Genomic DNA, 22,428 nt, shown 5'->3' on the forward strand with positions numbered 1-22,428 from the left:
TTTATATGTTTTAATTGGTTTGTAAGAACTAAATTGAATGGAGGTTGAAAGTATGAAAAGGATTTTAGTCTTAGTCATTGCCCTTGGCTTGGCTTTGGTTCCTTTTGCTTCAGCCAACGCAGAATCCACAACAAAAGAAATTGCTGAAACAAAGAACCAGGTGGAAAAATTAGAAAAGGACCTTGGTTTTGAATTAGTGGATGTCTCAAGTGAAGAATTTTCAAGTGTATCTAAAAAGGATTTTTTGAAGTTTGACTCAATTCAGGATTTTGAAGAGTTTATCAAAGATGCTCAACAGCCCCAAGAGTTTGAAGAGACTATTAATGTTAGTGAAGATACTCCCCTAATAAAACCACAAGTAAGTGACTCACATGTTATCAATTGGTGGGCTCCATTTACAGGTTGGGGTATGACAGGGATGGCTTGCTGGAAAAATATCGCGTTTAATTATCAATATAAATTTGTGAATAAAAAACCTCAGTTTACTAAAGTGTCAGGTATTAACTCTTATGTTACTGGTCTTAACGTAGCTTGGTGGAAACAAACTGGAAAAAGTTATAACATCACTACAACCAAAACAACTAAAGACACTGCAAAAATTAAAGTAGTTGGAGCTATGGTTCTCGGTGTAGACATAAAAGGTTTCACAATTGGAGCAAAAATTGGACAAACTTGGAACGGTAGTTTGCGTTTATATTAGAAATAAAAAGGGGTGATTGTTACCCCTTTTTATTTTATTTGATTTACGCAAAAAAGTGCATACATAGGGACAGTTAAAAGCTTATGTTCAGTAAGATTTATTATTTCAATAAAAATTCAAGTTTTGCTTTTGTTTTTTATCCATACAGCCGTTATCCTTATGCCTAACACGTCATAGAGAAATTAAAAGACATAAAAAAGCGCTGAAACACAGCGCCAGTAAATTCTTCTTATAGGGTTCTCGGTTCTTTTTAGGATACAATAGCAACCAGTACAATTAAAATAACGAAAGAATTAAGGGTTAAAAAATAGCACTCCATCAATTCATACATTCACATGCGTCATACTCGATCAATAAAAAGTGCAATTCTTTGGTAATCACTCAAAAGATTGGACATAAGAATATTGCCAAAATGTTACCGCAGTGCCCTCGAAAGCTTCGGAAGCCTTGATAGCACTGCGGTCCCAAAGTATGTATGGAGACGGTGGGAGTCGAACCCACGTCCAGAAACATCGATTACTTAAGCGTCTACGAGCGTAGCCTGCATATTTATGTTTTCACTCATCTTCTTGCCTGCGGGCGGGCCTTCCGAGAGCTAGTCTGTTCATCTCTTCTTACGTTCTCAGACGGGAACGCAAGCGTAGCCTACTTGGATGTGCTCTTCACAGACACATAGGCAATGTCAGGAAGAGCTCGCTGCGCTTATTAGGCAGCTAATGCTACGTTTTGGTTAAAACTGTTAGTTTTGCCAGTTATATTTAAGTGCGTGTTTACGAGATCGCCTCTCGGCTCGCAGCTCAAGCTCGATCCATCCCTGTCGAATCCGTAACGTCCCCCTGTTATAAGGGAAATACGGGAGAAAATATCAAGCTCTCACTCAAACTGGCTATAGTCTTATTATAACACGATCACGGTTCTTTTCAATTGTCAAATCCTTGAAATGAAAAGCATTATGATCTGATCGTGAACACAGTATAGCACAGGCCTGATTTTTGAATCAAGCACTATGCCTTTAGAAGCCTTTTTGACTGTCTCTGAACGCTCTTTCGATTTCCCGCTTCGCGTCCTTGCGCTTCAGGTCTTCCCGTTTGTCATAGTTCTTCTTCCCTTTTCCAAGGCCGAGAAGCACTTTGGCAAAGCCGTTTTTCAAATACAGCTTCAGCGGAACGAGGGAATAGCCTTTTTCCTTTGTTAACCCGATCAGCTTATTAATCTCCTTGCGATGCATTAACAGCTTTCTCGTCCGGAGCGGATCGTGGTTATAGCGGTTTCCCTGCTCATACGGGCTGACGTGCATATTGTGAAGAAACACTTCTCCCCGTTCGATTTTGGCAAAGGAATCCTTAAGGTTTACGCGGCCAGCGCGAATCGATTTGATTTCGGTTCCTTGCAGAACGATGCCTGTTTCATAGGTTTCTTCTATAAAATAATCGTGATTGGCTTTCTTATTTTGAGATAATACTTTTCCTGACCCTTTTGGCATGCCAGAACCTCCTCTCTCTAAGGAAAAACTGTCCACCTTTTGCGATACGCTCTATTTTACCAAATGTCACGTACCGCTACAATGAAAAGCTATTTCCGAAAGAAAGCAAATAGAGCGCTGCGGCCCTATTTGCTGGTTGAGCTGCTATTTCTTCTTTTTCCGTTTCTGTTTCGGCGCGTTTTGGAAGCCGCGTTTTTTCTTTTTCTTCTTCGGCTTAGTGAACCACTCCCCTTTTTCCTCAGACGGAGCTGGAGAAACAGGCGTATTGGTGCTTTGGACGCGCTTTCTGGCAGGCTTTCCGCGTTTTCTGCTCCGACTGCTGTCCAGTTCTCTCGGACGACGCGGAGTGCCCTTCATGCCGACGATTTCAAAGTCGATATTGCGCTCGTCTTTGTTGACATCGACAACCTTGACTGTGATTTCATCTCCAATGCGGAAGACGTTGCCTGTCCGCTCGCCGATCATCGCAAAATGCTGTTCGTCAAAGCGGTAGTAGTCATCCGTCATAAAGCTGACGTGGACGAGTCCTTCGATTGTATTCGGCAGCTCGACGAACATTCCGAAGTTTGTCACTGAACTGATCATCCCGTCAAACTCTTCACCGATTTTATCAAGCATGTATTCCGCTTTTTTCAGATCATCCGTTTCACGCTCGGCGTCAACTGCACGGCGCTCCATTGTTGATGTATGCTCGGCGATATCCGGCAGGCGTTCAGCCCACTTTTCCTGTGTCGCTTCATCGACTTTGCCGTTGATTAAGTACGTTCTAATCAGACGGTGGACGATTAAGTCCGGATAACGGCGAATCGGTGATGTGAAATGCGTATAGAATTCCGTTGACAGACCAAAATGCCCCAAGCTTTGCGGGTCGTATTTCGCCTGTTTCATCGAACGGAGCATGACAGTAGATATAACTGTTTCTTCAGGTCTGTCACGCACAGCGTCCAGAATGCTTTGCAGCGCGCGCGGATGAATATTTCCCGCCGTTCCTTTCACCACATAGCCAAATGTCGTCACGAACTCTAAAAACTTTTGCAGTTTTTCAGCATTCGGCTCTTCGTGAATCCGGTATATAAACGGTACGTTCATCCAATGGAAATGCTCCGCTACCGTTTCGTTCGCCACAAGCATAAATTCTTCAATCAGTTTCTCGGCGACAGAGCGTTCTCTGATGACAACGTCTTTAACCGCGCCTTCGTCATCGACAAGCACTTTCGCTTCCTTGAAATCAAAATCAACGGCGCCGCGGTTCATCCGCTTATCGCGCAGAATTTCAGCCAGACGCTCCATGTCTTTAAACATCGGAACGAGAGGCTCGTATTTTTGTTTCAGCTCTTCGTCATCGTCAACAAGAATTTTATTCACATCTGAATAAGTCATTCTTTCCGTTGTTTTGATGACACTTTGGAAGATTTGGTGCTCCGTCACCTGTCCCTGACTGTTAATTGTCATTTCACAAGAAAGTGTCAGGCGGTCAACCTTTGGATTTAAGGAACAGATGCCGTTTGACAGTCTGTGCGGAATCATCGGGATGACTCGGTCAACCAAATACACACTCGTCCCTCTTTCGAGCGCTTCTTTGTCAATCGGCGAGTTTTCGGTTACGTAATGGCTGACATCAGCAATGTGAACGCCAAGCTTGTAGCTTCCGTCATCAAGCTTCGTCACGGTAACTGCATCATCCAAATCCTTCGCGTCCGCACCATCAATGGTGACAATTACCTGATCACGGAGATCACGGCGGTCTTTCAGGTCTTTTTCGTCAATTGTGTCAGGCGTACTTGATGCCTGTTCCATTGCGTCAGCAGGAAATTCTCCCGGCAGGCCGTGCTTATGAATGACCGATAAAATATCAATGCCCGGATCATTTTTATGGCCGAGAATGGTTTCAATCTCGCCCTCTGCGTTCATGCGGCCTTCAGGATAGCTCGTCAGCTTGACAACAACCTTGTGCCCTTCCGCCGCTCCGTTTTTCCCATTTTTCGGGATAAAGATGTCACTCGTGATTTTTTTGTCGTCCGGAATGACAAAGCCGAAGTTTCTTGTTTCTGTATACGTACCGACAACCCGCTGAATCGCTCTTTCTAAAATGCGGATGACGGTCCCTTCCTGTCTGGAGCCGCTTGACTGTGAATTCAGCCGAACCATGACGATATCGCCGTTCATTGCCGTATTCAGCTCAGTAGGCGGAATAAACACATCGCTTAATGACGTATCCTCAGGCAGCAAAAAGGCGAATCCTTTTGCATGTGCTGAAATCTTTCCTTTTATTAAATTCATCTTCTCCGGAATGCCGTAGCGGTCGCTTCTCGTCCGTACGATAAGCCCTTTGTCTTCCAAAGTGACTAACGCTTTGACGAGCTCTTTAAACTCCTCGGCTTCCGTAATATTTAAAATCTCCTCAAGTTCCTGAACGGTCAGAGGCTTGTACGCCTCTTCCTTCATAAACGAGAGAAGCTTATCCATAAATGCTTCTTTTTCCATTATCCGACCTCCTGTTGATTACCAATCGAGCTTCTCTAAAAATTCATACACATCCTGATGGACGAGGTCACGTTCTTTGTCGAGCGTAATGACATGGCCTGATTCCTCGTACCATTTCAGCTGTTTCTCATCAGTTTCCACTTCGTTGTAAATAATATTTGCGCTTTCGGTATTAATCATGTGATCATGACGGGCCTGCACCACAAATGTCGGTGAATAAATCATATCGACATTGTTTCGCACATCGGCAATTAAGTCTTGCAGCGCCTTGAGGGTGTTCATCGGCGTTTTTTCGAATTCCTTCATTTCCTCTTCAATTTGCTCCGGGCTTTTCCCCTCGAACTTTTTGTAATTGCGAGCGTATGAAAGAACGCCCTGATACATGACCTCTTCACTCTTAATATGCATTGGCGCGCACATTGGGACAATTCCCTTTATGGGTACAGTGTAACCCAATTTCAGCGAAAAAACCCCGCCAAGCGACAGTCCGCAGGCAGCAATGCTCTCATAGCCTTCAGATTTTAAGTATTCATAGCCATCCATCACGTTTTTCCACCAGTCTTCAGGCCCTGTATGTACAAGTTCTTCAGGGGGAACGCCGTGTCCTTCATATTGAGGCGCGTGGCATGTATAGCCCCGTTCATTCAAATAACGTCCCAGCATTCGTACGTCCGCTGTATTTCCTGTAAAGCCGTGCAGCAAAAGCACCGCTTTGTCTCCGCCTTTAAATGTAAATGGTTTTGGTGTCACAACTTTCATGCTCATGTCTCCCTTTCTATCTGCACGATCATTTTAGTTTTCCACAGTTTGATCAGAAAAAAACACTCTGAATATCAGCCAGAAACGTGAAAAAGGCCTGACTTCACATCAGACCTTATACAAACATTGCCCTATAGGATATAAGCAAGCGCAATCGTTAACACGAAAAACAAGACTGCCAGCACAACCGTGATGCGGTGCAAAATCAAATCAAGACCTCTTGCTTTTTGTTTCCCGAAGAGCTGCTCCGCTCCGCCTGAAATCGCACCAGATAATCCGGCGCTTTTACTGGATTGAAGCAAAACGACAATAATAAGTGCAATGCTGACGATAACCAATAAGGTAATCAAAACCGCGTGCATCCCTTACACCTCCAGACTCACTGGCCTACATTACTTCTATTTTACATGAAAAGGGTTGGCATGTCACGCTGTATCAGACGCCAAAAGGCCGGATAAGACGTTTTATCTTGGTTACCCTATTCATATGAAAAGGTCAAAAGGAGAAAAACGATGCCCCTTATCAGCATAGCCAGCAGAAAACATCTTTATTATGAGGAATATGGACAGGGAATGCCTATCATTTTTATCCACCCGCCGGGCATGGGACGTATGGTTTTTTATTATCAGCGCCTTCTCTCCGAGCATTTCAGGGTGATTTTTCCCGATTTAAGCGGCCACGGCGACAGTGATCACGCGGATCAGCCCGCCTCTATTTCTTATTACGCAGATGAGATTGTGCAATTCATGGACGCTCTGCACATTGATAAAGCTGTGTTATTCGGGTATTCCGCCGGCGGCTTAATCGCCCAGCATATCGGCTTTACCCGCCCGGACAAAGTGTCACATCTTGTTCTGTCCGGCGCTTATCCGGCTGTTCATAACGTAATCGGAGAGAAGATTCACAAGACGGGGATGTATCTGCTCGAGAATAACGCCGGTTTGCTCATAAAAATCCTTGCCGTCAGCCATACAAAAAACAAAGAACTTCGAAACTTATTAACAGGCCATATGAAAAAAGCAGACCTTGCCCATTGGCATCAATATTATCAGGATTCGCTCCGCTACAGCTGCATTGAACAGCTGCCCCATTTACACATGCCCATGCTGTTTATGTATGGCGGCCTGCGGGACTGGACCTTCCCAGCCTCAGGCTATTACCGCAAAGCTTGCAGCCATGCCGAATTTTTCAGATTGGAATATCAGGGGCATCAGCTACCGACAAAACAATGGAAAACATGCAACGAACTGGTGACAGGGTTTGTGCTGACACATCATTCATAGGAATAGAAAACGCTTGGCTTCCTTGCGTTTTTTGTTAATTCATTGACTTTTGTCAATAAAATCATAGTAAAAAAGATCCTCAAATTTCAAATTAAAATAGTGAAGCATTTTACCGATCACAAGCTGCCCCGGCCGTCTTTCTCCATTCAGCACGCGGCTCAGTGGCGGGTGAGACTCCGATTTCCAGCGCAAGCTGATTAAGCGAATAATCGTTATTGACCATATACTGCAAGACATAATCACGTCTAATCTGTATCTTTTCTACTGGCACTTTCCTCACCTTCCGTTCCTGAAAAAACTTTTTTCTATACTTTACATTACGGCTTATGTTAACTTTTGTCAATACATTTCCAGCCTACCTATTCCCTTTAGTCAATAAACATACTAAAATATGAGTAACAGTGAGGGACGGGGTGAGACATATGGAAAGCTTTGGCGAACAATTGCGGGCATTGCGCGAAGAGAGAAAGTTAACAGTCAACCAGCTGGCGACTTATTCTGGCGTAAGCGCGGCTGGCATCTCCAGAATCGAAAACGGCAAACGGGGCGTTCCCAAACCTGCCACCATCAAAAAACTGGCAGAGGCCTTAAAAATTCCTTACGAAGGGCTTATGTATAAGGCTGGTTACATCGAAGAAGTACATGAAGACAGAGCTCCTTATGAAACGAAGTGCAAGCTGCTTGAAAAAGCGGAGGCCTATGACCTGAAAAACCTTGCTCTTCTTGAGAACGAAAAGTGGCAATATCTCAATAAAGAGGATTTGCTCATGCTGGATCATTATTTTTCGTTTATTTCAGACGAAGCCAAAAAACGGTCTGCTGATGACTAACTCTTGATAGGAATGCGAGGCGATCACCATGTCACCGTTCGGACAGCAATTACGGGAGCTGCGCCGCGCCCGCAAACTGACAGTGAATCAGCTTGCGGTGTACTCAGGCATCAGCTCGGCCACCATTTCAAAAATTGAAAACGGCAAGCGGGGCACGCCAAAACCTGCCACTATCAAAAAACTGGCGGCAGTACTGAAAGTGCCCTACGAAAACCTGATGGCTACCGCTGGTCATATTCAAGCCTTTCCAGAAGAAATCCGCGAGGCTTCGGAAAGCTATCAGTCCATTTATGACATTTACCAGACTGCAGTCACTCGCGGAGCGGAGCACCTTCCGATTTTCAACAGCCAAAAATGGGAACATCTCTCAAAGCAGGATATTGAAAATCTCAGCAAATACTTCGATTTTTTAGCCTCGGAAGCGAAAAAACGCGCCTCTTCTTCATAATCCCCTGCTTCTCTTTCTGCATTTTATCAATCACGCTTGCATACCTTCCCTCGTTATTTGCGTTATAATAGTGACAGACGAGGTGAAAAGTATGAACCAATCAGAAATGTGTCCTAGATTTGAAAAAGCAGTCGACATCTTGAGTAAACGCTGGGTCGCTTTGATCGTATTTCAGCTCTTGAACGGGTCGCAGCGATTTAGCGAAATTGAAGCAGCACTTCCAAATCTAAGCGGCAGAGTTCTGTCAGAACGGCTGAAAGAACTTGAGCTTGAAGGAGTGGTGAAGCGGGATGTCATCCCGGAAACTCCGGTTCGCATCGAATATTCATTGACCGATAAAGGAAAGGCGCTAGCCCCCATTTTGGGTGAGATTTCAAAATGGGCAACGGATTGGATTGACCCTTCCTTTCTTGACTAATTGCTAAAACGGTTCTGATCTCAAAGACGAGAAAAGGAGCCGTTTTTTTATTTTTTATTTTCCAGTGAAAAAACGATTTCTCAGCCGATATATAGTACATCCACACATTACGTTTCTAAAGGAGACCACTATATGCGACTGACGATTTCCCGCAAATTCAGCCTGGTATTTTTGACACTGATCCTGATCAATTTACTTATAGGCGGAATAGGCGCTTTTAATATGCAGCACATCATTCAAAAGACAGATGAAATCAACACAAAATGGATTGACGGCATCAAAGAAATTACTTCGATCAATTATTTGACCGAGCATCTGTCTTCTAAAGAAAAGGATTTTCTGATTTTCACAGACAAAAGCAAAATGGATACGCTTGAACAAGACATGAATCAGATCCTTGAAGACATCAATCAAAAGCTTGATAGCTACGAAAAAACGATTTCCAATGACAAAGAACAGAAACTGTTTGAGCAGCTTCAAACTGAAGTAAACACCTATACTGATATTCATACGCAAATTATAGAAAGCGGCCGCACGAATGACATGGACAAAGCAAGAGGTTTATTGGTGCAGACTGAGGCCAGATTTGAGGATATGAAAAAATCAGTCACTCAGCTCGTTGACTTTAATAAAGAAGGCAGCAACACAGCGGTAAAAGAAACGAAGGACGCATACCATAAAGGGCTCATTTACACTGCTTTGCTTCTGGCAGCATCTATCATTATCAGTATTTTCATCTGGCTTTATATCACGCGAAACATTGTAAAGCCTATCATTCGCATGAAGGAGTCTGCCAATCATATTGCCGAGGGAGATCTGTCGAATGACATGGAGGCGCTCAACTCAAAAGACGAGCTGGGCGATCTGAACGAAGCGCTGCAAAAAATGGTAGGCAATCTGAGAGATATTGTCGGATACTCCAAAGAAATATCAAGCCGGGTTCTTTCTTCTTCACAAGTGCTGGCAACCGCAACAAATGAAACAAGATCCGGCAGCAAACATATTACCGAGACAATGAACGAAATGGCTGAGGGCTCCGAACAGCAGGCCCAAGACGCCGTGACGATTGCCGAATCGATGAATGAGTTCACCGAAAGCATTGATAAAGCCTATAATCGCGGCATCACCATCAGCGATACGTCTCAAAACGTCCTCGAACTCGCGGTAAGCGGAAACGAAAATATGGATACATCATTACAGCAAATGAAAACCATCCATCATATCGTTCAGGAGGCCGTGCATAAAGTGAGGTCACTGGAACAGCATTCTCAGGATATCAACAAGCTCGTTCAGGTTATCAACGGCATTGCCGAGCAAACGAATTTGCTGTCACTTAACGCCGCGATTGAAGCTGCCCGCGCAGGAGAAAGCGGTAAAGGCTTCGCCGTTGTGGCAGAGGAGGTCAGAAAGCTGGCTGACGGCGTTTCTGATTCTGTCCAGGATATTACCCGGATTGTCAACGGGACACAGCAGGAAATCCACACTGTCATTGGGTACTTAGAAAGCAGCTTTACAGAAGTCGAAAAAGGAACAGAAAACCTGACAGACACCGGACAAGCTATGCAGCATATCAGACAATCGGTCACTCACGTTGCAGACAGCATTAAGGAAGTAACGGATGGCCTGAAGCAGTTAACAAACCAATCGATTACCATCAATCAATCGATTGAAAATATCGCTTCTGTATCTGAAGAGTCGGCTGCCGGCATTGAAGAAACATTTTCGATTACCGAGCAGTCCGCCCATTCCATGGATCAAGTGCTCCAGAATGCTAAAGAGCTTGAGAAGCTGGCGAAGGAGCTTAATGAGAAGATGGATCAGTTTACAATCTAAAGAAAAAAAGAGGCTGGAGTCATCCAAGCCTCTTTTTCTATTCTATGCAGCTGTTTGAACGCGTTTCGCTCTCGTTCGTTTTTTCTTTACCGGACTTAATGCCCTCTCCAGCCAGGCCATGAGCAAATCAGCTGCAACCGCCATCACCGCAGTCGGTATCGCGCCGGCGAGAATAATCGCTGTTCCGTTTGTCGCGTTTGAGCCGCGGACGATCATATCTCCAAGGCCGCCGGCTCCGACAAATGTGCCGATCGCTGTAATCCCGATGGCAATGACGAGAGCCGTGCGCAAGCCTGCCATAATGACAGAAAGCGCGAGTGGAAGCTCAACCATCCGGAGAACTTGGAATTTCGTCATGCCCATTGCTTTTCCCGATTCTAAGTAGGCATGTTCAATGCTGACTATGCCTGTGTACGTGTTTCGGATAATCGGCAGAAGGGAATACAGAAATAATGATACAATCACCGTGTTTGCGCCGAGCCCCATGACAAGCATCAAGACGGCCAGCATGGCGAGCGCCGGGATTGTTTGAATAACGTTTGTTACGGCGAACACCCAGGCTGACAAACGGTGAAAATGCGCAATGAGGATTCCGACCGGAACCCCGACGACAGCGGCAAACAAAACGCCGTAAGCCGACATGAGAAAGTGCCGGCCGAATTCTTCCATGACGTAGCTGCCGTTCTGCGCATAATACGTCATGACCTGTTCAAGCATGTTCATTGACTTCGTCCCCCTTCACGATTCGAAGTAGTGGTGCTTTTCTAAATATTCCTTGGCAACGACTGAAGGCTCTTTTAAATTGCCGTCGACTTCATAGTTGAGCTCCTGCATTGTGGCTGTGTCGATTTTCCCGATCATTTTCTGAATGACGCCTTCAAGCTCAGGATGTTCTTTGAGCACTTGTTCCGGAACAACCGGAGAGCAGTCGTACGGCGGGAAAAATTGCTTATCATCCTTTAGCATTTTAAGACCATAGGACTTGATTCTTCCATCAGTCGAATACGCAAGCACAATGTCCATTTTTCCGCTCTTCACCGCGTCATACACAAGGCCGATCTGCATTGGATACGTGCCTCCGAATGTCATGCCGTAGGTTTTCGTAAAATCCTGATAGCCGTTTCCCTTGAGCTTCATCCAATAGTTATCGACACCCAGCTTTAATTGCGGCGCCCATTTTTTAACGTCTGATACGTTTTCTAAATGATATTGATCGGCCAGTTCCTTACTGACCGTAAAGGCATATGTATTATCAAACCCGTAGGAGTCATACCATTTTAAATCGTATCTTTTTTTAAACTCCCACTGTGTCAGCGCCAGCGCTTTGTCCGGATCTTTCTCAGGTTCCATTCTCAGCGTTCCTGTCAGCGCATCGCCGGTATATCTTGTGGCCGCAATGTCGATTTCCCCGTTCATTAAGGCCTGCTGCTGCACCGCGTTGGAGCCGAGATTTTTAATGGTTGTTGTTTTGAGATCAGTATGATGTTCGATCAGCTGCCCAAGCATGCTGGCGATGATTTCTGATTCGCTCATGCTTTGCGCGCCGATTTTAATGGTCTGGTCTGAAGCAGCGCTGAGACCCGGAAGTGAACAGCCGCTCAACGTCAGCATTGCTGCGAGCGTTAACCCGATCATCCATTTGAGATATTTTCTTTTCATGAGCCGCCTCCTTATGAAACTTCCTTCAATCTCTGCATGCCGGCAGGTGTCAGTTTTCGTTCAGTCACCGCCAGCACGTAATCTATCACAATCGCCAATATCGTGACGGGCACCGCGCCCCCGATGATATATTCCGGCTGATATAAATTCAGTCCGATAAAAATGTAATCACCCAAACCGCCGCCTCCAATAAAGGAAGCGAGCGTTGCCCAGCCGATTAAGTAAATCGTCGATGTTCTGATTCCCGCCATGATCACAGGCGCGGCAAGCGGCAGCTCCACCAGGCGGACTTGTTCAGCCGGTGTCATGCCGATGCCTTTGCCAGACTCAAGCAGATTTTTGTTGACGCCGCGAATGCCGGTATACGTGTTGCGGAGGATCGGTAATACAGAATAGAAAAACAAAGCCGCGATCGCTGGAACCTTCCCGACACCCAGGAGCGGAATAAAGAAGGCAAGAATCGCCAGACTCGGCAGCGTTTGAATGATATTGACGATGCCGATAATGGTGCCGGCGCCCTTCTTCATTCTAGTAAGCACAACCCCGAGGGGTACGGCAACGAGTACGCCTAAAATAACAGCAATGAGCGATATCGTGATATGCTCATATGTTTTATAAAGGAGCTCGCCCCCGTTGGTTTGCAAAAATTGAACAATATGATTCACAACTTATCGCCTCCCTATGACAATACCGCGAGCTGCTTTTCTTCTCCCCAGAGAGAGTCATACACAATGTCGACCAGACTCGCTCTCGTCACAATTCCGATTAAGCGCCGGTTTTCATCCACAACAGGGACGTATTTAACACCCCGTTTTAAAATTTTGCGGACCGTGTCTCGCAGCAGTGTGCCGCCCAATACTGTGTAAAGATCTTCATGTAAAACCTCTCCTACGAGATTGGCTTTTTTCCGGCATTGATCAATGATTTCAACATCCACATAGCCTTGCAGAACGTGCCCGTCATCGACGACAAGCAGTGAATCGACACGCTCCTGCCTCATTACCTGAATCGCTTCAGAAAGCGTTTTATCCGCGGTGATCGTCACAGGCTGTGTGTTCATAATCTGGTCAACCCGTTCCACATCCGGGCTGGATGACTGAATCAGCCGCTCCTTGCCGATAAATTCCTCAACAAATTCATCTGCCGGATTTCTCAAAATATCATCGGGCGTTCCGACTTGAACGATTTCTCCCGCTTTTAAAATCACAATCCGGTCTGCCAGTTTAATCGCTTCATCCATATCGTGGGTAACAAATACGATGGTTTTATGTAAGGTTTTTTGCAGTTTTTTAAATTCTTCCTGAAGGGAATCCCTCGTAATCGGGTCGAGTGCCCCAAACGGTTCATCCATTAAGATAAGCGGCGGCTCCGCGGCAAGTGCCCGTAATACACCTATTCGCTGCTGCTGCCCCCCGCTTAATTCATGAGGGTAACGGTCTAAATATTCTGGCCCCATATCGACCAATTTTAGAAGCTCACGCGCCCGTTCTTTTCGCTGCTGCTCCGGCCATTTCAACAGCTTAGGGACAAGTGAGATGTTCTGCTGAATAGTCATATGCGGAAACAGGCCGATCTGCTGAATGACATAGCCGATCTTACGCCTAAGCTCTACCGGGTCCTGTTCCATGATGTTTTCGCCGTCAATGAAAATCTTGCCGGCAGAAGGCTCAATTAATCGATTAATCATTTTCATTGTTGTTGTTTTTCCGCAGCCGCTCGGGCCGATAAAACAGATAAATTCACCTTTTGCAATTTTAAGATTCACGTTGTTCACGGCTTTTTTGCCGCCTTTGTATGTTTTCGAGACATTTTCTAATGTCAGCAAACATCGCACCTCCAAAGTTAAGTTTATTCAATTCGTTCAGTTTGTATTTAATTTTTCAGACAATTGAATGGTTCCCATTATAGAATAAAGTTTATAAAATAAAAAGTTTACAATTTGTTCATATTATTTATAAAGTATGTGTAAACGCTGATTTACCCGCATTGACCTGTAATGATCTCCTTATTGCTCCAATTTCCTGCCAAATTCTCTTGTTGCGGCATTTCCGCCGCATCAAAAATGTGGTATATTGACATCGGAATTGTTAGCTGAAAGGATTGAAACCGTTGGAGAAAGATCCGATAACGATCATTGAACAAGCTGAGGACCATTTAATAGAAAGAATCGCGGAAAACATGCATGCATTTGGAATGCCCTCTACCGTCGGACGTGTGCTGGGCATTATTTATATGAATCGAAAACCGATGACGCTGGCCGAATTATCTGAAGCGACCGGCATGAGCAAAACACGCATGAGCCAGGTTGTGCGGGAAATGCTTGATGCCAACATCGCCGAGAAAGTGTTCGAAAAGGGCGTGCGAAAAGATTTATATGAGGTGGAGCAGGATTACTACCAAACGTTTATTACCCTGTTTACAGCCACTTGGAGCAAAGTCGTCAGCAAAAACAAAATGATGCATAAAAAACTCAATCGGGAACTGCTCAGCGTCTTGGACGAAGAGCTTACTCCTGAAGCGGAAGAAAAAGTGAATGAGCTGCTGAAGGAACTAAAAGAATGGCTCGATTATTATAATTGGCTCGGGCGATTGATTGAGTTTTTTGAAAGCGAAGAGATTTTTAAATATGTGCCGAAGCCGTAAAAAACGCCCTGTCATTCACAAGGCGTTTTTTCTTATGCGGCGCCGGCCAGGTTTTTCTTCTTTTTCTTTTTAATCGGGCTTAACGCGCGCTCAAGCCAGCCCATGACCAAATCGGCAATTACCGCCATCAGAGCCGTGGGGATTGCGCCCGCTAATATAATCGCGGTTCCGTTTGTTGCGTTTGATCCCCTGACGATGATATCTCCGAGACCGCCTGCACCGACAAATGTCCCGATTGCCGTAATCCCGATGGCGATGACAAGCGCGGTGCGGAGGCCGGCCATAATGACAGAAAGCGCAAGCGGAAGCTCGACCATGCGAAGGACTTGAAATTTTGTCATTCCCATCGCTTTTCCGGATTCAAGATAGGCGTGTTCAATGCTGATAATGCCTGTATACGTATTTCTGATAATCGGCAGAAGAGAATACAGAAATAATGACAATATCACCGTATTAGCGCCCAGCCCCATGACAAGCATCAGCACGGCGAGCATGGCGAGGGCCGGGATGGTCTGAATGACGTTCGTCACCGCAAAAATCCATCCGCTTAATGTTCTGTACCTGGCTATCAGGATGCCGAGCGGAATCCCAACAATGGCGGCAAACAAAACGCCGTACACCGACATCAGAAAATGGCGGTAAAACTCCTGCAGCACGTAACCGCCGTTTTGCGAATAGTAAGTGCCTAGCTGCTGTAGTACTTCCATATAATCTGCCTCTTTTCTTAATCAAAATAATGATGTTTCTCTAAAAATTCCTTTGCTACGACAGACGGCTCCTTCAGCTTGCCATCCACCTCATAGTTAAGCTCCTGCATCGTTTCCGTATCGATTTGCCCAATCAGCTTATTGATAACGCCTTCAAGCTCAGGATGCTCCTTAAGCACCTTTTCCGGAATCACCGGTGAACAGTCATACGGCGGAAAAAAACGCTTGTCGTCTTTTAAGATTTTCAGATCATAGGCTTTAATCCGTCCATCCGTTGAATAAGCCAATACGGCGTCCATTTTCCCGTTTTTGACTGCGTCATAGACAAGCCCGATCTGCATCGGATAGGTTGTGCCGAACTCAAATCCGTACGTGCTGACAAAGCCTTTATACCCGTCGCCTTTCCGTTTCAGCCAGGCATTGTCGACGCCCAGTTTATATTGGGAAGCGTTTTTCTTCAGGTCAGACACGGTGTTGATATGCTCCTTTTCCGCAAACTTTTTTGTCACGGTAAAGGCATATGTGTTATCAAAACCGTAGGAATCAAACCATTTATAGGCAAAGCGCTTTTCAAATTCATTCTGCACAATATTCAGCGCTTTTTTCGGATCTTTTTCCGCTTCCTTGCCGAGGGTGCTTGTTAAATCCGTCCCGGAATAGCGCGTGGCAGAAATATCAATGTCACCGCCGAGCATCGCTTGGTGCTGAACATAGTTTGACCCGAGGTTTTTGACTAAAGCGGTATTCAAATCTGTATCATGTTCAATAAGCTGCGCCATCATGTTCGCTAAAATTTCTGATTCTGTCATGCTTTGCGCCCCGATTTTGATCGTATCGTCTGAAGCGCCGCCGAGCCCCGGCAGAGAACAGCCGCTCAGCAGCAGGACAAAGGCGAGAGCGAGCGCGCCGAGCCGTTTGATTTTTTTTGTTTTCAACAGAGCCAACTCCTTACGAAACTTCCTTCATCCCTTGCAATCCTTTCGGCGTCACCTTTCGTTCTGTCACGGCCAGCACATAATCAATAATAATCGCCAGGATCGTGACCGGCACGGCGCCGCCAATAATATATTCAGGCTGATACAGGTTCAAGCCGATAAAAATGTAATCACCGAGACCGCCGCCCCCGATAAACGAGGCAAGTGTCGCCCAGCCGATTAAATAGATCGTTGACGTGCGGATTCCCGCCATAATGATCGGAATCGCCAGCGGGATTTCGACGAGCCGAATCTGCTCCCAGCCGGTCATACCGATCCCTTTTCCCGATTCCAGCAGATTTTTGTTGACACCTTTGATGCCGGTATACGTATTGCGCAGGATCGGCAGCACCGAATAGAAAAATAAAGCGACAATCGCAGGCACTTTTCCTACGCCGAGAAGCGGAATAAAAAAGGCTAAAATCGCCAGACTCGGCAGGGTTTGCACAATGTTGACCACGCCTATAACCGTACCTGCACCTTTTTTCATTCTAGTGAGAGCAACACCGAGCGGCACTGCAACGATAATGCCCAATACAACGGCAATGAGTGAAATATATAAATGTTCTCCTGTTTTATACAACAGCTCTCCGCCGTTCGTTTGCAAAAAAGTCATCATTTGATTCATCTTAATAGAGCTCCTCCCCTGGTCAGATCGTCATGAGCTGGTCTTCCTCGCCCCATATGGAATCGTATACGATATCAACAAGGCTTGCTCTCGTCACAATTCCTGCTAAATGGTTCTCCTCATCCACCACAGGAACATACTTGATGCCCTGCTTCAAGATTTTTCGGACCGTATCGCGAAGAAGCGCCCCTTTTTGCACGGTATATATATCGGAGCGGTATACATCGCCAACGACGCTCGCTTTTTTGCGGTTTTGATCGATCATTTCCACATCAACATAGCCCTTCAGCACATTTTGCCGGTCTACAACGAGCAGTGAATCGACACGTTTTTCTCTCATTAGCTGGATCGCCTGGGAAAGCGTTTTGTCCGCTGACACCGTCACTGGCGTTCTGTTCATCATTTGCTCAACCCGCTCGATATCCGGCCTTGACTGGATCAGGCGTTCTTTCCCGATAAATTCTTCAACAAATTCATTTGCCGGGTTCCGGAGAATCTCATCAGGTGTGCCGACTTGAACGATTTCTCCCGCTTTTAAAATCACGATCCGGTCAGCAAGCTTAATCGCTTCATCCATATCGTGGGTTACAAACACAATCGTTTTATTTAAGGTTCTCTGCAGTTTTTTGAATTCTTCCTGAAGGGAATCACGCGTAATCGGATCAAGCGCTCCGAACGGTTCATCCATCAAAATGAGTGGGGGTTCCGCAGCCAGTGCGCGCAGCACACCGATTCTTTGCTGCTGACCGCCGCTGAGCTCATGGGGATAACGGTCTAAATATTCCGGGCCCATATCGACTAGCTTTAACAGCTCTCTCGCCCGTTCTTTCCGTTTTTCCTCAGGCCATTTCAGCAGTTTCGGTACGAGTGAGATGTTCTGCTGGATGGTCATATGGGGGAACAAACCAATCTGCTGAATCACATAACCGATTTTTCTCCTCAGCTCAACCGGATCCTGTTCCATAATATTTTCTCCGTCAATAAAGATCTTTCCTGACGATGGTTCAATCAATCTATTAATCATTTTCATCGTCGTCGTTTTTCCGCAGCCGCTCGGGCCGATAAAACAGATAAATTCGCCCTTGGCAATATCTAAATCAATGCTGTTCACAGCTTTTTTGCCGCCTTTATATACTTTTGATACTTGTTCCAATTTCAGCAATCCGTGCACCTCCGCAGGTTTCCTTTAAATTTTCTGAAAAGTATAATCTTTATTTATTATAGTTTGAACTTTGTAAAATAAAAAGTTTACAATGTGTTGAAATTATATGTTATTTACAGATTATTTATTGTTATGACCAAGACGGAGAGGGTGTTCTTACAATTACGCCGGATCCCTCCCTCTTCCTCTGTATTCAGCTATTTTCAACAACTGGCAGAAATATGTTATATTGACACCATCAATTGCCATTTGAAGGGATGATCAGCTGTGGAAAAAACTGCTCTCGACATCATTGAACATGCTGAAGAGCATCTCATTGAGAAGATTGCCGAAAATATGCATACGTTTGGAATGCCTTCAACTGTCGGGCGTGTGCTTGGAATTATCTATATGAATCGAAAACCGATGACCTTAAGCGAGCTCTCGGAGGCAACAGGCATGAGCAAAACACGGATGAGCCAAGTTGTCCGCGAAATGATCGATGCCAATATTGCCGAAAAGGTGTTTGAAAAAGGCGTACGAAAAGACCTATATGACGTCGAGCAGGATTATTATCAAACCTTCATTTCTTTATTTGCGGCGAACTGGACAAAGGTCGTAAGCAAAAACAAAGTGCTGTATAAAAAATTAAACCGGGAGCTGACTGATCTTTTACAAAGGGACGGGCTAACCCCGGAAGCGGAAGAGAAAGTCAATCAGTTGCTGAATGAATTAAGAGAATGGCTCCATTACTATGACTGGCTGAACAGATTGATTGAATTCTTTGAGAGTGAGGAAGTCTTTCAATACGTGCCTAGAACGAAAGAAAGCAGTTCCCTGAAGTAGGGGAACTGCTTTCTTTTGTTAATAAAATTTTAAAATTCGGTTTTAGGATTTTATCAGTGTCTGCATAGGAAAAAAGAAATATTCTCCACCCTTGTAGCAGAAGGCGATTTCTTGATAAACGTTTATAGCCTGTCAGAAACGCTCCATGCTACAATGAAGTGACAAATGGAATAGGAAGGACGTATACAGATGTTCAAAAAAATTGCAGCAGATGCACTGGGCTTATCTGATATCGGAAAAATTATCGAACCTCAGGATTATGACAAAACAGATGCTGATGACTATGTCATGCATGAAGACAATGAAAAAATTTATTTCTTGATTAAAACGAAAGCAGACGAATACTGCTTTACGAATCTGGCTCTGATCCATGTAGACGGCGCACGCGCCACTTCCTCAAAACGAACGTTGAAACGCTATCCTTATTCGCAATATAAAATCTCTGATGTTTTTCTGGAAACTGCCGGAAAAGTCGATTTGGATGTTGAGATTAAGTTCAAGCTGGGCGGTGAACAATTCGACATCGATGTGCACAAAGACCAAATTGAAAAGTTAAAAGACCTTTATAAAGCACTGCTTCGCATCGCTGAAACAACCTATGAAAATGATATTTTAATCAATCAAGCGGAACAAAGCTTGGATAAAGCCGTGACGATTCTTCACCATACCCGCCCCGAACACGTCAATATTGAAACACAATATAAAGAGCTGACTGAATTCGGATTCAGATGGCTGACATCCGTTCGCTCGCAGTATCATATTAAGGATTTTGGAGATGTATTTGAGAAATATATGAATAACTAACATAAAAAAAGACACAGCTGGTATTAGGCTCGTGTCTTTTTTTGTGTGGTATTTTTGTATGAATATTGGTTACTTTACAACTTTTTTCTTTTATAATAAAACTATTAGTCTATTTTCCCTATATTACAGATAAAGGAGTTATTTTATGTATTGTCCTCAATGCGGCCATCAAACAGATGGCGGAAAGTTTTGTGAGAAATGCGGATCGCCGCTCCCTGGTCAATCAGGCCAGCAGCAGGCAGTTCAAACTGGAGCCGCTGCAAAACAAGCGGCAAAGCAGTTCGGTTCTTTTGTCCTGGCCGTCCTGAAACGCCCTTATCAGGAATGTAAAACAACAGGCGGAGAACAGCTGATCAGCGCGGTTATTACGATGGTTCTATTCAGTTTGCTGACCCCTTTGATGTTTTATACTCTTTTTTCAGACGGTCCCGGAAGCGTAAGCTTTACAGCAGTCTTTTTAGAGCCAACCATTTACTTTGCCCTGTTTATTTTCGGTTTGCATGCACTGATCTTTTTCGCCTTGAAACTCGCGGGAAACCAAGTATCTTTTAAAGATTCATTTTCCAGATTTGGTGCGTTTCTCATTCCGTTTACAGCTATTTTGATTCTTGCCCTTTTATTGTTTTTATTACAAACAGACATTTGCTTCACCGTGTTAGCCGTTGGTTTAATCGGTGCATTCTTTGCCATTCCTCCTGCAATGCTGAGCAGTTACCAGCATTCATATAAAGGAAAGGTTGATATGATTTACTCAACGATTGTGATTTATCTGATCACCTGCGTTACATTTCAGCTTATTATCGAACACTATATTAAAGAGATTTTCCGTTATATGTTCTTTTAAAAAACAACCCCCATCACCTGCTGGTGATAGGGGTGTTTTTTATTGAATCGATGTTAAATAAATTCTTCCGTCCTTCACTGTACCGGTATAGGTCCAGTTATATGTTCTAAGCTTTGGACTGCCGCCTGATTTTGTGATATAGAATTCTTCATACGTCTTAATCGTAATCGCTGATCCATTTTGACTCCAGCTTTTCACTTTATAGTTATTAAAGTCTTCTGTTGTCCCCTCTTTATTTAATTTCGTTACGAGATGCTGCTGGTCGGAATAAAGGGAACTGCCTTTTTCAAGGCTGTCTGCCATCAGTGAGAAATTATTTTGATTGACGGCATCTGCCTGACTTTGCAGATAACTGCCCATAAATAATGTCACTTGTTCATCTGTAACATCACCGCTTGCAGAGCTTTCACTGTTTTTGTTTTTCGAGCCTGCCCAGGCGGATGTGTATGTCTCCGGTTTATCATTTTTGATTTTCTTTACATTTGTTCCGGCAGATTCGAATGTTGATTCTGCATCTTCGAAAATCCACTTCTTCTGTTTTTTATCATATGAAAGGAGATATTCGTAACTCGGACTGTTATCAGTCATTTCGGATTTTGAATAGTCGTTATACGAAGCAGACTGGTGAAGTTCTTTCCCTGTTACCGATACCTGCCACGTCCCGTCATTTTCCTGAGAGAGTGCGAATGTATCCAGGTCAAAATCAGTTTCTAAGTACTTGTCTTTTAAATATGAATCCGTGTTTTTCATAGAATCGACGGTATCCTTCGTCTCTGCCTTCCATTTGGCACTCGCCTCTGTCATCTGGGCTGTATTCCCGTCTGATAGCGCTTTGGAGTACTGTTTTGTGGCTTTGACAATCGTGTTCATAATCGTTTCCTGTGTAGCTTGATCAGGAATTAATGGTAACTCCATATCTTTATGATCGATCGGAACGCCCGCTGTTTTTATTTTTCCCCACGGAAATTCCGCTTCGACCGCAGCCGTCATTGATCCGTCTGTCAGAAGCGGACCGTAAGTTACGGATTTGAACGGGTCTTTATGAATCGATTTGCCGTTAATCAGCAAATCTCCCTTCCCGCTCTTGATGTCATCTGCTAAGCTGAATGTCACATCGTCTGCTTCCAATGAGAGATCCACACGAAAGCTGTTATCGCCAACCGCCTGAATGTCTTCCTTTTTCACAAGATCGACTACATCGTTTTTCAGTTTGGCTGAGACTGTATATTCTCCGGGAATGTACGGTCCGAGGGTTTGTGCTTGATCCGCTTTCTTTACAGATCCGGCATCCTCTTTATTGACATATAGATCGGTATTTTTATAATTGCTGGTCACTTCAAAATAAACAGGTGCTATCTTTAAGTCATAATGGTCAAATATCAGCAGGCTTTTTCCGTCTTTCTCTGCGTATACGATATCCTTTTGAGGTGTTTCAGCACGCAGTGATGCAAAAAGCTCATCTTTTTTGTCAGGATGATCCTTTAAATATGTAAGAAACGGTTTTACATTATTTTTAGTAAGCTTAAGCTTGTCATTTACCGGCGTAAGGAGAGACGCGATTTGGTCTTTATCCTCATCATTTACAGCCTGTTCAAACTTGTCGACTAACCTATCCTTTGAAGTAAAGTACGCTCCGGTTTTATATGCGGCAAATAATATGACGCACGCTGCGGCAATGCTGCTCCATAAAATGATGGTTTTCTTAGGGATTGGTTTTCGCGGAGCCTGCCTCGTTTCAGCAGTGCTTGCTGTTTCTTTTTGTACCTGTCTGCTGCTCCCACCGATCGGGGTGCCGCATTCTTTACAAAACTTGGCCCCTTCATTATTTTTTTGACCGCATTCCTCACAAAACATGTGACTTTCCTCCTATTTGTTATCAACTATTTTGTACATATTTCCTATGTTACATATTTTATAATAGAATGGTATGAAATTGGAGGAAAT

At 44.5% G+C, this 22,428-nt stretch carries 23 protein-coding genes, 1 other RNA gene and 1 pseudogene; 10 read left to right on the forward strand and 15 right to left on the reverse strand.

Annotation, left to right across the window (positions count from 1 at the left end):
* The first annotated feature begins 52 nt into the window (after nucleotides 1-52).
* The gene (locus BSI_RS20590) at nucleotides 53-700 is read left to right on the forward strand and encodes a hypothetical protein (protein ID WP_003235166.1); all 648 of its coding nucleotides are present in this window, start codon (nucleotides 53-55) and stop codon (nucleotides 698-700) included.
* Nucleotides 701-1,173: 473 nt separating this feature from the next.
* Here BSI_RS20590 and ssrA read toward each other — a convergent pair.
* From ssrA to secG, 5 genes are all read right to left on the reverse strand, one after another.
* Nucleotides 1,174-1,536: a transfer-messenger RNA gene (ssrA, locus tag BSI_RS21900) on the reverse strand.
* Between the two features lie 176 nt (nucleotides 1,537-1,712).
* Nucleotides 1,713-2,183: an SsrA-binding protein gene (gene smpB / locus BSI_RS20585; protein ID WP_003220025.1), complete on the reverse strand. Its 471-nt coding sequence runs from the start codon at nucleotides 2,181-2,183 to the stop codon at nucleotides 1,713-1,715.
* Nucleotides 2,184-2,327: 144 nt separating this feature from the next.
* Nucleotides 2,328-4,667 carry a ribonuclease R gene (rnr, locus tag BSI_RS20580; RefSeq protein ID WP_003235167.1) on the reverse strand — a complete coding sequence of 780 codons (2,340 nt, stop codon included), beginning with the start codon at nucleotides 4,665-4,667 and terminating at the stop codon, nucleotides 2,328-2,330.
* Between the two features lie 18 nt (nucleotides 4,668-4,685).
* Nucleotides 4,686-5,426: an alpha/beta hydrolase gene (locus tag BSI_RS20575; protein ID WP_003235169.1), complete on the reverse strand. Its 741-nt coding sequence runs from the start codon at nucleotides 5,424-5,426 to the stop codon at nucleotides 4,686-4,688.
* A 131-nt stretch (nucleotides 5,427-5,557) separates the two neighbouring features.
* Nucleotides 5,558-5,788 carry a preprotein translocase subunit SecG gene (secG, locus tag BSI_RS20570; RefSeq protein WP_003220028.1) on the reverse strand — a complete coding sequence of 77 codons (231 nt, stop codon included), beginning with the start codon at nucleotides 5,786-5,788 and terminating at the stop codon, nucleotides 5,558-5,560.
* 150 nt (nucleotides 5,789-5,938) lie between these two features.
* Between secG and BSI_RS20565 the strand changes: the two genes are divergently transcribed.
* Nucleotides 5,939-6,709: an alpha/beta fold hydrolase gene (locus BSI_RS20565; protein ID WP_003235171.1), complete on the forward strand. Its 771-nt coding sequence runs from the start codon at nucleotides 5,939-5,941 to the stop codon at nucleotides 6,707-6,709.
* A gap of 39 nt (nucleotides 6,710-6,748) precedes the next feature.
* Here the strand turns inward: BSI_RS20565 and BSI_RS0120670 are convergent.
* Nucleotides 6,749-6,980, reverse strand: a pseudogene (locus BSI_RS0120670) (helix-turn-helix domain-containing protein).
* A 151-nt stretch (nucleotides 6,981-7,131) separates the two neighbouring features.
* Between BSI_RS0120670 and rghR the strand changes: the two are divergent.
* From rghR to BSI_RS20545, 4 genes are all read left to right on the forward strand, one after another.
* Nucleotides 7,132-7,539, forward strand: a complete 408-nt coding sequence (gene rghR / locus BSI_RS20560; protein WP_003235175.1) for a transcriptional repressor RghR — start codon at nucleotides 7,132-7,134, stop codon at nucleotides 7,537-7,539.
* Between the two features lie 28 nt (nucleotides 7,540-7,567).
* Nucleotides 7,568-7,987 (forward strand): helix-turn-helix domain-containing protein, encoded by a 420-nt coding sequence (locus BSI_RS20555; RefSeq protein WP_003235177.1) that lies wholly within the window; start codon nucleotides 7,568-7,570, stop codon nucleotides 7,985-7,987.
* Between the two features lie 91 nt (nucleotides 7,988-8,078).
* Nucleotides 8,079-8,405, forward strand: coding sequence for a catDE operon transcriptional regulator CatR (gene catR, locus BSI_RS20550; protein WP_003220037.1), 327 nt, complete (start codon nucleotides 8,079-8,081; stop codon nucleotides 8,403-8,405).
* A gap of 132 nt (nucleotides 8,406-8,537) precedes the next feature.
* The gene (locus BSI_RS20545) at nucleotides 8,538-10,238 is read left to right on the forward strand and encodes a methyl-accepting chemotaxis protein (RefSeq protein ID WP_003235179.1); all 1,701 of its coding nucleotides are present in this window, start codon (nucleotides 8,538-8,540) and stop codon (nucleotides 10,236-10,238) included.
* A gap of 42 nt (nucleotides 10,239-10,280) precedes the next feature.
* Here BSI_RS20545 and opuBD read toward each other — a convergent pair whose 3' ends face one another.
* The 4 genes from opuBD to opuBA are packed head-to-tail and all read right to left on the reverse strand — an operon-like array spanning nucleotide 10,281 to nucleotide 13,722.
* The gene (opuBD, locus tag BSI_RS20540; RefSeq protein WP_003235180.1) at nucleotides 10,281-10,961 is read right to left on the reverse strand and encodes a choline ABC transporter permease OpuBD; all 681 of its coding nucleotides are present in this window, start codon (nucleotides 10,959-10,961) and stop codon (nucleotides 10,281-10,283) included.
* 15 nt (nucleotides 10,962-10,976) lie between these two features.
* Nucleotides 10,977-11,897, reverse strand: a complete 921-nt coding sequence (gene opuBC / locus BSI_RS20535) for a choline ABC transporter substrate-binding lipoprotein OpuBC (protein ID WP_003235183.1) — start codon at nucleotides 11,895-11,897, stop codon at nucleotides 10,977-10,979.
* A gap of 11 nt (nucleotides 11,898-11,908) precedes the next feature.
* A complete protein-coding gene (gene opuBB, locus BSI_RS20530) occupies nucleotides 11,909-12,562 on the reverse strand; it encodes a choline ABC transporter permease OpuBB (protein WP_003235185.1) in 654 nt (217 codons plus the stop codon).
* Between the two features lie 14 nt (nucleotides 12,563-12,576).
* Complete coding sequence (opuBA, locus tag BSI_RS20525; protein ID WP_003235189.1) at nucleotides 12,577-13,722, reverse strand: choline ABC transporter ATP-binding protein OpuBA; 1,146 nt, start codon at nucleotides 13,720-13,722, stop codon at nucleotides 12,577-12,579.
* Nucleotides 13,723-14,006: 284 nt separating this feature from the next.
* Between opuBA and BSI_RS20520 the strand changes: the two genes are divergently transcribed.
* Entirely contained in the window at nucleotides 14,007-14,540 is a 534-nt protein-coding gene (locus BSI_RS20520; RefSeq protein WP_003235191.1) for a GbsR/MarR family transcriptional regulator, read from the forward strand.
* Nucleotides 14,541-14,572: 32 nt separating this feature from the next.
* Here BSI_RS20520 and opuCD read toward each other — a convergent pair whose 3' ends face one another.
* From opuCD to opuCA, 4 genes are read right to left on the reverse strand one after another with little or no spacing between them, the layout of a single operon-like run.
* Nucleotides 14,573-15,247 (reverse strand): glycine betaine/carnitine/choline/choline sulfate ABC transporter permease OpuCD, encoded by a 675-nt coding sequence (opuCD, locus tag BSI_RS20515; RefSeq protein ID WP_003219981.1) that lies wholly within the window; start codon nucleotides 15,245-15,247, stop codon nucleotides 14,573-14,575.
* A 17-nt stretch (nucleotides 15,248-15,264) separates the two neighbouring features.
* Nucleotides 15,265-16,182, reverse strand: a complete 918-nt coding sequence (gene opuCC, locus BSI_RS20510) for an osmoprotectant ABC transporter substrate-binding lipoprotein OpuCC (protein ID WP_003235193.1) — start codon at nucleotides 16,180-16,182, stop codon at nucleotides 15,265-15,267.
* Nucleotides 16,183-16,195: 13 nt separating this feature from the next.
* Nucleotides 16,196-16,849: a glycine betaine/carnitine/choline/choline sulfate ABC transporter permease OpuCB gene (gene opuCB, locus BSI_RS20505; protein ID WP_003235195.1), complete on the reverse strand. Its 654-nt coding sequence runs from the start codon at nucleotides 16,847-16,849 to the stop codon at nucleotides 16,196-16,198.
* A 22-nt stretch (nucleotides 16,850-16,871) separates the two neighbouring features.
* Nucleotides 16,872-18,011, reverse strand: a complete 1,140-nt coding sequence (gene opuCA, locus BSI_RS20500) for an osmoprotectant ABC transporter ATP-binding protein OpuCA (RefSeq protein ID WP_003235198.1) — start codon at nucleotides 18,009-18,011, stop codon at nucleotides 16,872-16,874.
* Between the two features lie 267 nt (nucleotides 18,012-18,278).
* Between opuCA and opcR the strand changes: the two genes are divergently transcribed.
* From opcR to BSI_RS20485, 3 genes are all read left to right on the forward strand, one after another.
* Nucleotides 18,279-18,836, forward strand: a complete 558-nt coding sequence (gene opcR, locus BSI_RS20495; protein WP_003235200.1) for an opuC operon transcriptional regulator OpcR — start codon at nucleotides 18,279-18,281, stop codon at nucleotides 18,834-18,836.
* Nucleotides 18,837-19,025: 189 nt separating this feature from the next.
* On the forward strand, nucleotides 19,026-19,640 hold the full coding sequence (locus tag BSI_RS20490; protein WP_003235202.1) for a PH domain-containing protein: 615 nt from the start codon (nucleotides 19,026-19,028) through the stop codon (nucleotides 19,638-19,640).
* 145 nt (nucleotides 19,641-19,785) lie between these two features.
* The gene (locus BSI_RS20485; protein ID WP_003235203.1) at nucleotides 19,786-20,484 is read left to right on the forward strand and encodes a zinc ribbon domain-containing protein; all 699 of its coding nucleotides are present in this window, start codon (nucleotides 19,786-19,788) and stop codon (nucleotides 20,482-20,484) included.
* A 39-nt stretch (nucleotides 20,485-20,523) separates the two neighbouring features.
* Here the strand turns inward: BSI_RS20485 and BSI_RS20480 are convergent, their stop codons facing one another.
* Nucleotides 20,524-22,338: a zinc ribbon domain-containing protein YvbJ gene (locus tag BSI_RS20480; protein WP_003235205.1), complete on the reverse strand. Its 1,815-nt coding sequence runs from the start codon at nucleotides 22,336-22,338 to the stop codon at nucleotides 20,524-20,526.
* Nucleotides 22,339-22,428: the final 90 nt, after the last annotated feature.

It is taken from the genome of Bacillus inaquosorum KCTC 13429 (assembly GCF_000332645.1).
In the GTDB taxonomy this organism is placed as follows: Bacteria; Bacillota; Bacilli; order Bacillales; family Bacillaceae; genus Bacillus; species Bacillus inaquosorum.